Here is a 12,584-nt window from a genome sequence, read left to right on the forward strand (position 1 = left end):
CTTTGAAGCTAATGTTGCAAACTGATGAAATAGGCGTTTAGATTTCGCTGCATGTAAATTGCAAAACATTAAATGGGTGCATAAAAAAAAGAGGCTATCTCAGCCTCTTAGGTGTAAAACTCACCAAAATTGTCGAAAAATAAGTTTGTTTAAGGTGCAGATGCACGTCGTTTTTCAATCAGCTTGCCAAAGAACAAACCCAGCTCAAACAACATCCACATAGGAATGGCTAACATGATCATCGAAAGCGCATCGGGTGGAGTGGCAAACATGGCGACAAAAAAACAGCCGACGATAATAAAACGACGCTTCTCCACCAAGGTTTGAGTAGACACCACCCCGATCAAAATCAAAATTAACGTGATGATCGGAATTTCAAAGGTCAGTCCAAACACCAAAAATAGCTTTAAGCAGAAACTTAAATAACTATTGATGTCCGTCATCGGGGCGACTGTTTCAGGGGAAACACTCATAAAAAAATGTAGGATGGATGGCAGGGCAACCCAATAGGCAAAGGCAATACCGGCATAGAAGAGGATGATGCTGCCGAATAATAAGGGCATCGCCAAATGCCGCTCTTTTTCATACAGTGCAGGTTTGATGAAGGCCCAAAGTTGATAAATTACGAAGGGCATAGCGAGCATTAGCGCGACAAAGAAATTCAACTTAAACGGCGCCATAAAGGTGGCGGTCACATCCGTTGCGATCATGGATGAGTTCATCGGCAACTGCGCACGCAGAGGCTCTGACATCAATTGATAGCTTTGATTGGCAAAGGGCAATAAACAAAAGAACAGAATCAAAATGAGCCCTGTAATTTTGATCAAATGCCGACGCAAAATCACCAAATGTTTGGTGATTGGCATTTCTTCCAAATCAGGCACAGTGTTCTGTGAATTATTCAGTGAAAGATCTGTCATACGGCCACCTGATATTCTGCTAATGCATCGGTCGAGCTTAATGCAGCAGATTGATCTGTTTTAATTTCGTGCTTTATTTTCATTTGGGGTGTAACCATGGCAAAGATCGTGATCTGACCACGTTCGATGTACTGATAACGTGGGGATAAATTTTTATTGTCAGGTAGGACGGCTTCTTGTTGTTTTTGCGCAGTCTGTTCTATGGGGTGTTGCGTTTGTTGTAATTCATTCATCTGCGCTTGCATACGCGCTTCGAGGTGTTGAATACGTTGCATTTCTTTTTGCATTTCTTCACGAAGTTCGGACATGCGAAGTTCACGGTCAATATCTGTTTGCACGTTACTGATCAGTCGTTTAACTTTCCCGTACCATTTACCTGCAAAGCGGATACCTTCGGGCAGTTTTTCTGGGCCGAGTACGATCAGCGCAATAATGCTGAACACCAGTAATTCGCTAATACCAATATTAAGCATTATGACAACCCCTTAGCTTTGAACTGAGGAATTGGTTTTATTTTGAGCTTCATGCTCTAGCGTGCGAGGCTCATTAAGCTGCGTATTTGCTGCGTCTTCATCACGCATCGATTTTTTGAAATCTTTGACCGCGCCGCCGACATCTTTGCCCAAGTTTTTTAGTTTTGATGTACCAAAGAGTAAAATCACCACAATTGCAAAAATCAGTACATGCCAAATCGATAGTCCAGCCATCTTGTTATCCTCTTGTTGGTCTGCACAACATTTCAGCAGTTGTAGATGACAGTGAAGTGACCAAGATGTTGCAGTTTAAAGACAGCCGCGACGCTTATGTTCAGTGTTACTATGCATGGATTGAGCAGTGAGGGTGGTGTAGTGGCGTTTCTTCTTCCGATATTGGGTTTTTTAAGTGGCCTCGGATTGGCATCATTATCAGGAACCGCATCGCTCAAATCGATTTTCTCTAGCTTACTTGCACGCTGTTTTATTCCAGCCGTGATCATCTACAACATGGTGTTCTATCAAGCAGGAAGTTTAGCACTCATGCTTTTTAGCTTTGGTGTTGCCGTGCTGATGTTTTATTTATTTCGCTGGCTGTTAAAAGATAGTTTACGTGCCTTGTGTGTCAGTTATTTGAACTTGGCTTGGCTGGGTTTTCCTTTTGCCTTAGCACTGTTTGGCCCTGAAATTAGTGCAGCGATGGTGGCTCTGTATGTCGGTGGCTCTATCTTTGGCAATATGTGGGCAGTGACAGCCGTCAGTTCAGCCCAATTACCATGGTCGAGCGTGATGCAAAAAGTGGCGATGTCTCCCCCTGTATTTGCCTTGATGATTGCAGGCGTTTGTCGAATAGTTGGACTGCAGCATTTAGAAGAACATCAGATCTTAGATTGGCTCTATCAAGCTGCAAAAATTGGAATGAGTTTCACGGGGATGTGTGTCTTAGGCATGTGGCTGCGTCAAACCAAGGTACAATGGCGTGATCTGATGAACAGTAGTCGTATTTATGCGATGAAACTCACCGTTGGCGCGGTGATCTGTAGTTTGAGTTATGCCTTTCTTCCAATTCCTCAGATCGAGAAATATATTGGGGTGATGTTTATGCTCTTTTGCTTACCCCCTGCAGCGAATATTGTGGCTTTAGAAACGCATTATCAAGGAACAGGCACTTCGGCGCGTTATATTGCTTCAGGCACGATTATGAGCTGCATCGTCGTCAGTTTTTATGGGTTAATTTTGCATCTTTTTTCGCTTTAAGATGAAAAGTGAATTATAGATGCCCGCAAAGGGCGACTACTTGAGCTGTTTGCGAATCTGCCAATCACGCACGAGGGCATATATCATCGCGATACCTATCAGGCCTGGAAATCCAATTTGACCTTGCGACAGATTAAGCATGATCGACAGTACGATCAACACTGCAAAAATAGCGTAAGTGGTACGAAAGCCTGAGGTGAGCGGGTAGGTCAGTTGCGCCTGGCAATGAGGGCAGCTTAGTTTTTGAAAACCAAGAAAAGAGCGTGTCGGGATTTCAGTTGAAGTGTGATGGCAAGCGTTGCATATGATCTGTATCGGTTGAAGTTCCATAATTATTCTATTTTTATTCAGGGATTGGAGTTAATCTTTGGCATTAAGATTAACTCCAATGCAAATTATTTCAAACTTGCTTTAAATAATTTCATCGCCTGACCACGATGGCTGATTTTATTTTTTTCTTCTTTTGATAATTCAGCGCTAGAAACATTCAGTTCTGGCAGCCAAAACAGTGGGTCATAGCCAAAGCCATTTTCACCACGTGCTGCTTCCATCACTTCACCGCGCCAAACCCCTTGGAAAATTTGTGGGAGTGGGTCTTCAGCATGTTGGACCAAAGCCAAGACACATACAAACATACCTTCGATTGCTTCACCCTCTTTACGGAGCGGTTTGAGGTCAGCAAGCAACTTGGCATTGTTAGCGGCATCATTGCCATGTTCACCTGCATAGCGCGCAGAGTAAATCCCCGGTGCGCCACCAAGCACAGGTACGCAAATGCCAGAATCATCTGCAATGGCTGGCTTGCCTGAAATTTTCGACGCATGACGCGCTTTGATAATGGCATTTTCAACAAAGCTTAGGCCGTCTTCGATGGCATCTTCTATGTTTAATTGACCTTGTGGAATCACTTCAACAGGAAGATTAAGCTCGGCAAACATTTTTTCAAATTCTGCAATTTTGCCTTTGTTATTACTTGCAAGCACTAAAGTGCCTTGAGATAACCAATCAGTTGAAGCCATGTGAATATTCACCATAAAACAAGATTTGAGGCTATTTTAACAAGATGCTGTGGTTGACAGGCAATAAAAAAGCACCCGAAGGTGCTTTTTAAGATTCAAAAACTTATTGTGCCTGAATCCATTTGTCCGCACGGTCACGTGCTTGACGAATTTGGTCTTGGCTTAAGTTGGCTGCCAATGCCGTTTTCTTACCTTCAGATAGGCTGATCACTTTGTTGTCGAGCATGCCATCACGGGTAGAAAGCTCATACCATTGGTATGCACCCATGTAGTTTTTCTTTTGCTCTTCCATCATGGCTAAGTTAAAGCTTGCGCGGTTATCACCACGGCTGGCTGCTTTTTCGAAATATTGACGAGCAAGCGCTTCATCTTTTTTAGTCCCAATGCCATCTGCAAGCATACGACCTACATTAAGCTGTGCTGCAGATAAACCTTGATCAGCAGCAGCCTTATACCATGCAAAAGCTTGACGTTCATCTTTGGCAACGTCTTTACCTTGTTGATATTTAGTGCCTAAGTAAAACTGAGCACCGGGCTGACCTGCTTTAGCAGCTTTACTTAAGCTGTGAATATCCATAATTGAATATTGAGCAGCTTGGCTAGAAACTGAAGATGATGGAGCAACATAATCCGCATGGGCTTGTATGCTAAAAAGTCCAATCAGTAGCGTCGTGCTTAATAATAATTTTTTCATAGAGCGCTCACTCGATAAATTGCGACTTCACCAAATAGATTTGGGAGACGTTTACTGAGTAAACTGTCTTGTTGATCCCCATTCACGGCAAGTCGGTTAATAATCCGGATGTTATTCTCAGCACACAGCGCTTCAAAATCACGGAAAGTACATAAATGAATATTGGGCGTGTTATACCACATATAGGGTAACGCGTCTGAAACGGGCATCATTCCTTTTAATGCAAGGAAAGAACGAGTCTTCCAATGTGCAAAGTTTGGAAAGGTGATAATGGCCTGTTTCCCCACACGCACCATGTCTCTTAAGAGAACGTCTGGTGCATCTACAGCTTGCAAGGCTTGTGCCATAACCACATAGTCAAAAGACTGGTCGGCAAAGCGACTTAAACCTAAGTTCAAGTCCTGTTGGATGATATTTAACCCGCGACTGACTGCAATTGCAATCTTTTCTTGATCAATTTCTAAGCCATATGCACGAATATTGTGCTTTTTGCTCATATGTGCAAGCAGTTCACCGTCACCACAACCTAAATCGAGTACGCTTGAATCTGGTTTAATCCAACGTTCAGCCAGTTGATGATCAATACGCATTAGTTGGTCTCCTTCGGTGTTTCTTGCAGGTGTTTTACACCGCCTAGGAATGCACGTAAGCTTTTCACATATAACGGAATCGGGAACAAGAAAGAGTCATGACCTTGTTCGGCATCAATATCCACATAGCTCACAGGCTTATGATTGCTAATTAATGCATCTACAATTTCTTGCGAACGAGCAGGGGTAAAACGCCAGTCCGTTGTAAATGAAACAACTAAAAATTGACACTTGGTTTTAGACATCGCGGTTTTTAATGATTGCTCATATTCACGTGATGGATCGAAATAATCTAAAGCCTTGGTCATGATCAAATAGGTATTGGCATCAAAGTTACGGCTAAATTGCTCACCTTGATAACGCAAATAACTTTCGACTTGGAATTCGACGTCAAAGCCATACATAAATTTACCTGACTTTAAGTCACGGCCAAATTTTTGTTTCATGGCTTCTTCAGAGAGGTAAGTGATATGACCCACCATACGGGCCAAGATCAAACCACGCTTAGGATAACTGTCATTTTCTAAATAACGACCATCATGAAAATCTGGGTCAGACAAAATAGACTGACGCGCCACTTCGTTAAAGGCAATGTTTTGCGCAGACAGTTTTGGTGTACTGGCAATAATCACGCACTTTTGTAAACGATCTGGATAGTCCACAGACCATTGTAGAGCTTGCATGCCGCCTAAAGAGCCGCCAATCACCGCATACCACTGCTGAATTTCTAAACGATCAGACAACATGGCTTGGGTTTTGACCCAGTCACGGACAGTCACTAATGGGAAATCAGGACCATAAGGGCGATTGTCATTTTCAGGATTTGGAGAGGTCGGTCCAGTAGAACCGCTACAGCCGCCAATATTATTTAATGCTACGACAAAGAATTTTGACGTATCAATGGCTTTGCCTGGTCCAATACATGCGTCCCACCAACCCGGTTTACGGTCATCTTCATGATGATAACCTGCTGCATGATGATGGCCTGACAGTGCATGACAAATCAAAATTGCATTAGATTTGTCTGCATTCAGTTCGCCATAAGTTTCAACCATGAGCTCAAAACGTGGGAGTATGCGATCGCATTCGAGCTCTAACGGCTCTTCAAAAATAAACTTTTGTGGGGTAACTAAGCCCACTGAGTCAGCTGGAAAAGACACAGGAATAATTCGCCTTAAATCTTTAGTATGAATAATAAAAGGATACCACTTGAGGGTATCCTTCTAAAGTCATTTTATTGCTATTTGATATTTATAGCATTGAATTAGACTGCAGCAGCAATCACTTGTTCAGTACTCAAAACACCTTGTTCAATTAAACGGTTAGTGCTGGCAATAATCGCCTCGATAGATGCGGTCACGATGTTGTCATGCACACCTGCGCCGAATGCAGACTTACCTGTACCTTTCACTTGAAGCTCAATCAACGCCAAGGCTTTAGCATGTGCGCCTGAACTGATGCTACGTTCTTCATAGTTCAAGACATCAATCGGTAACTGCAAGGCATTTAAGATAGCAGAGATTGGGCCGTTGCCTTCACCACGTAATTGCTGGATCTCACCGTTCACTTCGACATCAAGCTCAATGACTTGTTTGCCATTTTCATCATGTAAGCGGTAGTTTTTCGCCGCATAATGCGTGTCTTTGGCAGCCACATACGTGTCTTTAAATAAAGACCAGATTGCTTGCGCAGAAATCTCGGTACCGTCTTCATCTGTTTTTTGCTGTACGATTTGCGAGAACTCAATTTGAATACGACGAGGCAACACCACGTTGTAATTTGATTCTAACAAGTACGCAATACCGCCTTTACCAGACTGTGAGTTGACACGAATCACGGCATCATAGTCGCGGCCCAAGTCTTTCGGGTCGATTGGCAAATAAGGCATATCCCACATTTCTTCGTTCTTTTGGAACTCGAAACCTTTTTTAATGGCATCTTGGTGTGAGCCAGAGAACGCGGTGAAGACCAAATCACCAGCATACGGATGACGAGGGTGTACCGGCAAGCCTGTGCATTCTTCAATGATTGAAATGATTTCGTTAATGTTTGAGAAATCTAAGTTTGGCGCAACACCTTGGGTATACATGTTCAATGCAATCGCTGCAACGTCCACGTTACCTGTACGTTCACCGTTACCAAACACACAGCCTTCGACGCGGTCAGCACCAGCCATAATGGCCAACTCAGAAGCGGCAATACCACAGCCACGGTCGTTATGACAGTGCACAGAAATAATCACACCGTCACGGCGTTGAATGTTACGGTGCATCCATTCCACTTGGTCTGCATAGACGTTCGGACCTGAAACTTCAACCGTTGCAGGCAAGTTTAAAATCACTTTGTTCTCTGGAGATGCTTCCCAAATTTCAGTGACCGCATCACAGACATCTTTAGCAACTTCTAATTCTGTTGCAGTAAAACACTCTGGACTGTATTGGAATACAAATTCAGTTTCAGGCTGTTTTGCAGCGTATTCTTTGACTTTCGTTGCGGCATTAATCGCTAATTGTTTTGCACCAGCAACATCAACATTCAACACTTTATTGCGGAAAGTTGGAGAATTTGAGTTGTAGATATGCACGATTGCGCGTTTTGCGCCCTGCAATGATTCAAATGTGCGTTGAATCAGATGATCACGCGCTTGAACCAAAACTTCGATGTACACATCATCAGGAATATGGCCGCCTTCGATCAACAAACGCGTGAAATCGAAGTCGATTTGTGATGCAGAAGGGAAGCCGATTTCAATGTGTTTGAAACCAATTTTCACAAGCATTTGGAACATTTTGAACTTTTGTTCAATGTTCATTGGCTCGAAGATCGCTTGGTTACCGTCACGAAGGTCGGTACTCATCCAGATCGGCGCTTTATTGATTTCGTTATTTGGCCATTGACGGTCTGGTAAGTCTACACGTTGGTACATGCGACGGTATTTTTTGCTTGGATCTGCCAACATCATGTGAAAACTCCTTATAGCACCGTGGATAAATGTCGTGGATAAACGGCAAGGTACTACTTATATAGATTGTGTCTATTCTAGCAATTTACAAGTTTAATTTCGGAGTCTTTAGCCGAAAGTCGAAATAAATCTGTAAAGATTCACATGACTTAGCTTTACCGTAAGCTCGTAAATGTATAACTAAATATTAGTCCATATATTCCGGAAATAATTTCCTATTTTTGCGTCAAGATGCCATTACTGGAAAATATTTTTCTATAAAATTAGCTTTTTTGAAAAATATAATCTTTATTAATCTCATCGACGGTGGCTGTTCCCATCAATGCCATCGTAATCTCAAATTCTTCTTTCAGTATTTTGAGTACATGTGCAACGCCTAAAGCACCCGCAGTCGCTAAACCATAAATGCAGGGACGGCCGACTAATACGGCAGATGCACCCAAGGCTATCGCTTTAAACACATCTGAACCACGACGAATACCACCATCATATAAAACTGGGAAATCCAGAGGCACAACTTTTTTAATCAGTTCTAAGGCGGTGAGAGGGGAAATGCAACCGTCCAGTACGCGCCCACCATGATTCGACACAATAATGCCTTGTACACCGTGTTGCAGGGCAAGTTCAGCATCATGTGGACTGACAATGCCCTTTAAAATAATCGGTAATGAGGTGTTTTGACTGAGCCAAAGGATATCCGCCCATGTCGGCGCGATTTTCATCAGACCTTGAAATAATGGGTGTTCATTTTGCTTGCTTTGAGGTTGTTGAATAAAATGATGAGGCTGAGGTTCATACTTAGGAAGTTCAAAAAATGCATGTCTCTCTCGGTCACGAATTCCTGAATGTGGAGAATCAACGGTCACCACAATCGCTTTAAAACCATGTGCTTCTGCCATTTTGACCAGTGATAATGACTTTTCGCGCTCACCTTGCCAATACAATTGGAACCATTTGAATGGATTGCCCTGCTTTAACTCACGCATATCTGTATTGGTAAACGTACTGAGGATCATATTGCTGCCAAGGACTTCGGCGGCGAGGGCTGTTGCAGCTTCAGCATCAGGATGAAATTGTTGTTGATGTCCGATCGGGGCAACAAAAATAGGGTGCGGAAAGCGCTGTCCTAATATCTCAATTTGGGTATGACCTTGGGTCAGATCTCTGAGCATACGTGGTAGAAGTTGTATCTGTTCAAACTGAGACAAATTGCCACGTACACTGTGTTCATCCATAGAACCACCTTGTAGGTATTGCCACACCATGTGTGACAGGTGCAGTTCAGCCTGTTTTTCGTAATCGGCAATGGTTTGTAAATGAGCAGGAATCTGAGTCAGTGGTTGCAATGGAGAATGTTGACTCATAGAACTGCCCATTGACGTAAAAGATTATGGTAGTGATTCGTCAGTTGTAATATTTCTTTGCTATCGCCTAAATTTTGTCGTAATTGCATAATGGTCTGATCTAAATTAAAAAGCATGCTTCTTTGCCAATCATCTTTGACCATGCTTTGTACCCAAGTACAAGCTGCTATACGGGAGCCTGAAGTCACAGGTTCAACACGATGTAGACTGGTCGCTGGATAAATAATTGCATCGCCAGCATCTAACTTAACTTCATGTTCACCATAAGTATCCTCAATGATCAGTTCACCACCTTCATATTCATCGGGTTCTGATAAAAAAATGGTCATTGAGACATCTGTACGCACAGTTATATTTTTTTCATGATAGTAATGGATTGCATTATCGACATGATTACCGTAGTGACCGGTATCTTGGTAGCAATTGAAAAGCGGAGGCAAGATTTCTTTAGGTAATGCAAAAGATTGAATGAGCAGACTTTCATTAATTTGCGGTAATACTTGCTGACTTAACTGCTGATAGAGCTGACTGTTTGAATTGATTTGTAAATTTTTTTTGATGTTTTGAGCTTGTGCTCCGGCCGAACTTTTTCCTGAAACCCACTGATTATCTTGGTTCATCGCTTGTCTGATGCTTTGAACGTGTTGCTTTGAAAGGACATGAGGGACATGAAGAAGCATAATTTAACCTTAATCTAATTTTAATCAAATCTACATAAGATAAGCATAAATAAAAAAGCCTTAATACAAGATTAAGGCTTTTTTTAGAATATTTAATTTAGAACTTAAAATTAAATGTTAAGCGATAGTTACGTTCAGCACCTGCGATGTAACGTAATCCACCACGGTTGATGCTGTTAATGTAGTCTTCATCAAATAAATTGTTGATGTTGAATTGAATCCCTACATTTGGTGTTGCTTGGTAACTAACCATTGAGTCAAATACCCAGTAGTCAGGGATGACAGCAGGACCGACCTGATTGCCATCTTTGTTTTTAGTCATTTCACCATTGTAACGCGCGCCGCTACCAATGCTCCATTTATCCATATTGTAGGTCGTCCACAATGTGAATGCATCAGAAGGCGTAAATGGCATATTACTTGAACCATCTGCTGAAACTTGCTGGTTACTCGCAGCTTGGGTTACATTTTTAATGTCTGTTTTTTGATGTGTATAACCAGCAATAACTTGCCAATTGTCATTTAAGTTACCAATCACGCCAAGTTCAACCCCTTTAACTGATTTTTCACCAGTTTGGTAGTATTCTTCACCATCTTTTTCCAACTCATTTGTGAGTTCAGTTTGGAAAAGTGCACCTGTTAAGAGTAAACGGTTGTCAAAAAATTCCCATTTAGCACCAACTTCAATGGTTTCAATTTCTTGAGGATCAAGATCTAAGTTGTTATTGCTGCTCGCTGAACCAGATGGGGCAAATGCATTGGCATTACCAATACCGTCACCACCTGTAATAGTACCCGGTGCTTGTTGTTGGATGGCGTAGTTAGCATACAAGCTACCGTTTTCAGTTGGTTTATATAGTGCCCCAACTTTCCAGTTGAATAGGTTGCCGTCATCCTTAAAGCTTTGTGCAACATAATTTGCCGGTTGACCTGAAGCAGCCGTATTCACAAATGTATCGGCATCAAGTTTATAACGATCTAGACGAACGCCACCATTCACAGAAAATTGTGGTGAAATTTCAATAGTATCGAAGGCAAAAATAGAGTAGGTATCCATTTGAGCTTCAGAATCACCATTACCATTGGTATTTCTGACTAAAGCGGTATGTACAGTGCCTTGTGGGTTATACAATGAACTTGTACCGGTAACCGTAGCAGTCCAACCACGTGTTTTCATTTCTTCACGTGTAAATTCAACCCCTGTACTGACATCATGTTTTAAGCGACCTGTATTGAAACTTGTAACCAAGCTAGTTTGGTTAGTTATAATTTCATTTTCAGTATCACTATTATTTGCACTGCCTGAAACGCGCATCGCAGTAGGATCATTCAGGTCAGTTGACGTTGTAGTGAAGGCATTACCTGAGAATGTCGTTAAATATTGATGCTCTGCTTTGCCCCAACGAGAAGTATTTTTGATTTTCGTATTTTCTGATAAATCATACTCTAAACGAGCAGTTGCCATGTCCGCAGTGACATCATCAAAATCTTCAGGTGCACCATAATAATTTGAAGTATCAACTTTATGGCTATTTAGATATGGCGCAAGACTTTTAATACTTGCATTCGTACTTTTATTTGCATCAAACCCTGGTAAACCTACAGTTGGGATACCACCATCCAAGACATTGTCTTGTTCAATATGTAGATAGTCTAAGAAAAAGCGAAGATCTGTGCCTAAACCAAAGCCTGCTGAAAGTGCAGCAGCCCATTTTTCATTTTCAACACCGTCACGACCAATACCGTCTGAGTTTTCACCCATGGCATTAAAACGGATGGCCGTTGTATCGTTTATTGCTTTATTAATATCCGCAGTTGCTCGGTAATATTCATCTGAGCCGAAACCAAGAGTTGCATTGTTAGCGTCTTGAAGTTTTGCTTCTTTTGTTGATAAATTAATTGAACCTGAGGCAGCTGTACGACCATTATCTGTACCAGCAGGGCCTTTAAATACTTCAATTTGTTCGTAATTAAACATGTCTCGAGTAACGTTACCCAAGTCACGTACTCCATCGATGAAGATACTATTTGCTGTATCAAATCCACGCATGGTAACAGCATCACCAGTATTCATTCGTCCGTTTTCACCTAGGGAGAATGTGCCGACACCAGGAACGTTTCGAAGTGCTTCTGTTAGGGTCGTTGCATTTTGTTCTTTTAATACTTTCTCAGGGATAATGGCCATAGTCTGAGTCGTATTTAGTTGAGATTGCGTAAACTTATCTGAAGACGCTTTTTCTACTTTATAATTCTCTTTATTTACAGTTTGATTAATCGTCTCGAGTTGGACAGCTTTTTCTTCAGCCATTACATTGCCTGCAATGATTGAAAGTGATGAAGCAATCGCTGTAGAAACAATTTTCTTACGTGTTTTAATGAAGGCCATTTCGAACCCGATTCGGAGTAGTGAATTTGTATGCGAATAATAATGATTCTTATTTGTTCTTACATCTTTATGTAATTGTTATTCACGATAAATAATCGTATCGTGATAGCCATATTTAATGTAATGATATAACAAGTATTAATTAAGTATCTGTTTTTTATTAAGTATTGATAAAACATATTATTGGTTTGTAATTGATTGAGATTACAAATATAGCCATGATTGTGAATTAAATAAGA

At 41.6% G+C, this 12,584-nt stretch carries 13 protein-coding genes; 1 reads left to right on the forward strand and 12 read right to left on the reverse strand.

The genetic code is table 11. The annotated features are described in order from the left end of the window. Window positions 1-149: 149 nt before the first annotated feature. From tatC to tatA, 3 genes are read right to left on the reverse strand one after another with little or no spacing between them, the layout of a single operon-like run. Window positions 150-920 (reverse strand): twin-arginine translocase subunit TatC, encoded by a 771-nt coding sequence (tatC, locus tag FTU77_RS09385; protein WP_180055639.1) that lies wholly within the window; start codon window positions 918-920, stop codon window positions 150-152. Then, window positions 917-1,393, reverse strand: a complete 477-nt coding sequence (tatB, locus tag FTU77_RS09390) for a Sec-independent protein translocase protein TatB (protein WP_180055640.1) — start codon at window positions 1,391-1,393, stop codon at window positions 917-919. The genes tatC and tatB overlap by 4 nt, the downstream gene beginning before the upstream one ends. Window positions 1,394-1,405: 12 nt before the next feature. Then, the gene (gene tatA / locus FTU77_RS09395; protein ID WP_078189673.1) at window positions 1,406-1,627 is read right to left on the reverse strand and encodes a Sec-independent protein translocase subunit TatA; all 222 of its coding nucleotides are present in this window, start codon (window positions 1,625-1,627) and stop codon (window positions 1,406-1,408) included. Between the two features lie 141 nt (window positions 1,628-1,768). Here tatA and FTU77_RS09400 point away from each other — a divergent pair, with 141 nt between their 5' ends. Continuing rightward, window positions 1,769-2,650, forward strand: a complete 882-nt coding sequence (locus FTU77_RS09400; RefSeq protein WP_180055675.1) for a permease — start codon at window positions 1,769-1,771, stop codon at window positions 2,648-2,650. Between the two features lie 36 nt (window positions 2,651-2,686). On the opposite strand, the gene FTU77_RS09405 is transcribed toward FTU77_RS09400, so the two are convergent. From FTU77_RS09405 to FTU77_RS09445, 9 genes are all read right to left on the reverse strand, one after another. Beyond that, window positions 2,687-2,980, reverse strand: a complete 294-nt coding sequence (locus tag FTU77_RS09405; RefSeq protein WP_180055641.1) for a hypothetical protein — start codon at window positions 2,978-2,980, stop codon at window positions 2,687-2,689. A 65-nt stretch (window positions 2,981-3,045) separates the two neighbouring features. After that, window positions 3,046-3,669, reverse strand: a complete 624-nt coding sequence (gene rdgB / locus FTU77_RS09410; protein ID WP_180055642.1) for an RdgB/HAM1 family non-canonical purine NTP pyrophosphatase — start codon at window positions 3,667-3,669, stop codon at window positions 3,046-3,048. Between the two features lie 103 nt (window positions 3,670-3,772). Then, window positions 3,773-4,363: a tetratricopeptide repeat protein gene (locus FTU77_RS09415; RefSeq protein ID WP_078189669.1), complete on the reverse strand. Its 591-nt coding sequence runs from the start codon at window positions 4,361-4,363 to the stop codon at window positions 3,773-3,775. Then, window positions 4,360-4,953 (reverse strand): methionine biosynthesis protein MetW, encoded by a 594-nt coding sequence (gene metW / locus FTU77_RS09420; RefSeq protein WP_067763682.1) that lies wholly within the window; start codon window positions 4,951-4,953, stop codon window positions 4,360-4,362. Before metW ends, FTU77_RS09415 begins: the two co-directional genes overlap by 4 nt. Next, window positions 4,953-6,113 carry a homoserine O-acetyltransferase gene (locus FTU77_RS09425; protein ID WP_168377871.1) on the reverse strand — a complete coding sequence of 387 codons (1,161 nt, stop codon included), beginning with the start codon at window positions 6,111-6,113 and terminating at the stop codon, window positions 4,953-4,955. Before FTU77_RS09425 ends, metW begins: the two co-directional genes overlap by 1 nt. 104 nt (window positions 6,114-6,217) lie before the next feature. Continuing rightward, window positions 6,218-7,915: a 2-isopropylmalate synthase gene (leuA, locus tag FTU77_RS09430; RefSeq protein WP_111884051.1), complete on the reverse strand. Its 1,698-nt coding sequence runs from the start codon at window positions 7,913-7,915 to the stop codon at window positions 6,218-6,220. 263 nt (window positions 7,916-8,178) lie between these two features. Next, a complete protein-coding gene (locus FTU77_RS09435) occupies window positions 8,179-9,279 on the reverse strand; it encodes an alpha-hydroxy acid oxidase (protein WP_180007180.1) in 1,101 nt (366 codons plus the stop codon). After that, entirely contained in the window at window positions 9,276-9,959 is a 684-nt protein-coding gene (locus FTU77_RS09440; protein WP_180055643.1) for a Fe2+-dependent dioxygenase, read from the reverse strand. The genes FTU77_RS09435 and FTU77_RS09440 overlap by 4 nt, the downstream gene beginning before the upstream one ends. A gap of 97 nt (window positions 9,960-10,056) precedes the next feature. Further along, on the reverse strand, window positions 10,057-12,345 hold the full coding sequence (locus FTU77_RS09445; protein WP_180055644.1) for a catecholate siderophore receptor Fiu: 2,289 nt from the start codon (window positions 12,343-12,345) through the stop codon (window positions 10,057-10,059). Window positions 12,346-12,584: the final 239 nt, after the last annotated feature.

It is taken from the genome of Acinetobacter sp. YH12142 (assembly GCF_013418435.1).
Lineage (GTDB): Bacteria > Pseudomonadota > Gammaproteobacteria > Pseudomonadales > Moraxellaceae > Acinetobacter > Acinetobacter amyesii.

Excerpts from the sequence above, each read along its gene's own strand:
- tatC (WP_180055639.1), bottom strand. The coding sequence starts at position 920 with ATGACAGATCTTTCACTGAATAATTCACAGAACACTGTGCCTGATTTG.
- tatB (WP_180055640.1), bottom strand. The coding sequence starts at position 1,393 with ATGCTTAATATTGGTATTAGCGAATTACTGGTGTTCAGCATTATTGCG.
- tatA (WP_078189673.1), bottom strand. The coding sequence starts at position 1,627 with ATGGCTGGACTATCGATTTGGCATGTACTGATTTTTGCAATTGTGGTG.
- FTU77_RS09405 (WP_180055641.1), bottom strand. The coding sequence starts at position 2,980 with ATGGAACTTCAACCGATACAGATCATATGCAACGCTTGCCATCACACT.
- rdgB (WP_180055642.1), bottom strand. The coding sequence starts at position 3,669 with ATGGCTTCAACTGATTGGTTATCTCAAGGCACTTTAGTGCTTGCAAGT.
- FTU77_RS09415 (WP_078189669.1), bottom strand. The coding sequence starts at position 4,363 with ATGAAAAAATTATTATTAAGCACGACGCTACTGATTGGACTTTTTAGC.
- metW (WP_067763682.1), bottom strand. The coding sequence starts at position 4,953 with ATGCGTATTGATCATCAACTGGCTGAACGTTGGATTAAACCAGATTCA.
- leuA (WP_111884051.1), bottom strand. The coding sequence starts at position 7,915 with ATGATGTTGGCAGATCCAAGCAAAAAATACCGTCGCATGTACCAACGT.
- FTU77_RS09435 (WP_180007180.1), bottom strand. The coding sequence starts at position 9,279 with ATGAGTCAACATTCTCCATTGCAACCACTGACTCAGATTCCTGCTCAT.
- FTU77_RS09440 (WP_180055643.1), bottom strand. The coding sequence starts at position 9,959 with ATGCTTCTTCATGTCCCTCATGTCCTTTCAAAGCAACACGTTCAAAGC.
- FTU77_RS09445 (WP_180055644.1), bottom strand. The coding sequence starts at position 12,345 with ATGGCCTTCATTAAAACACGTAAGAAAATTGTTTCTACAGCGATTGCT.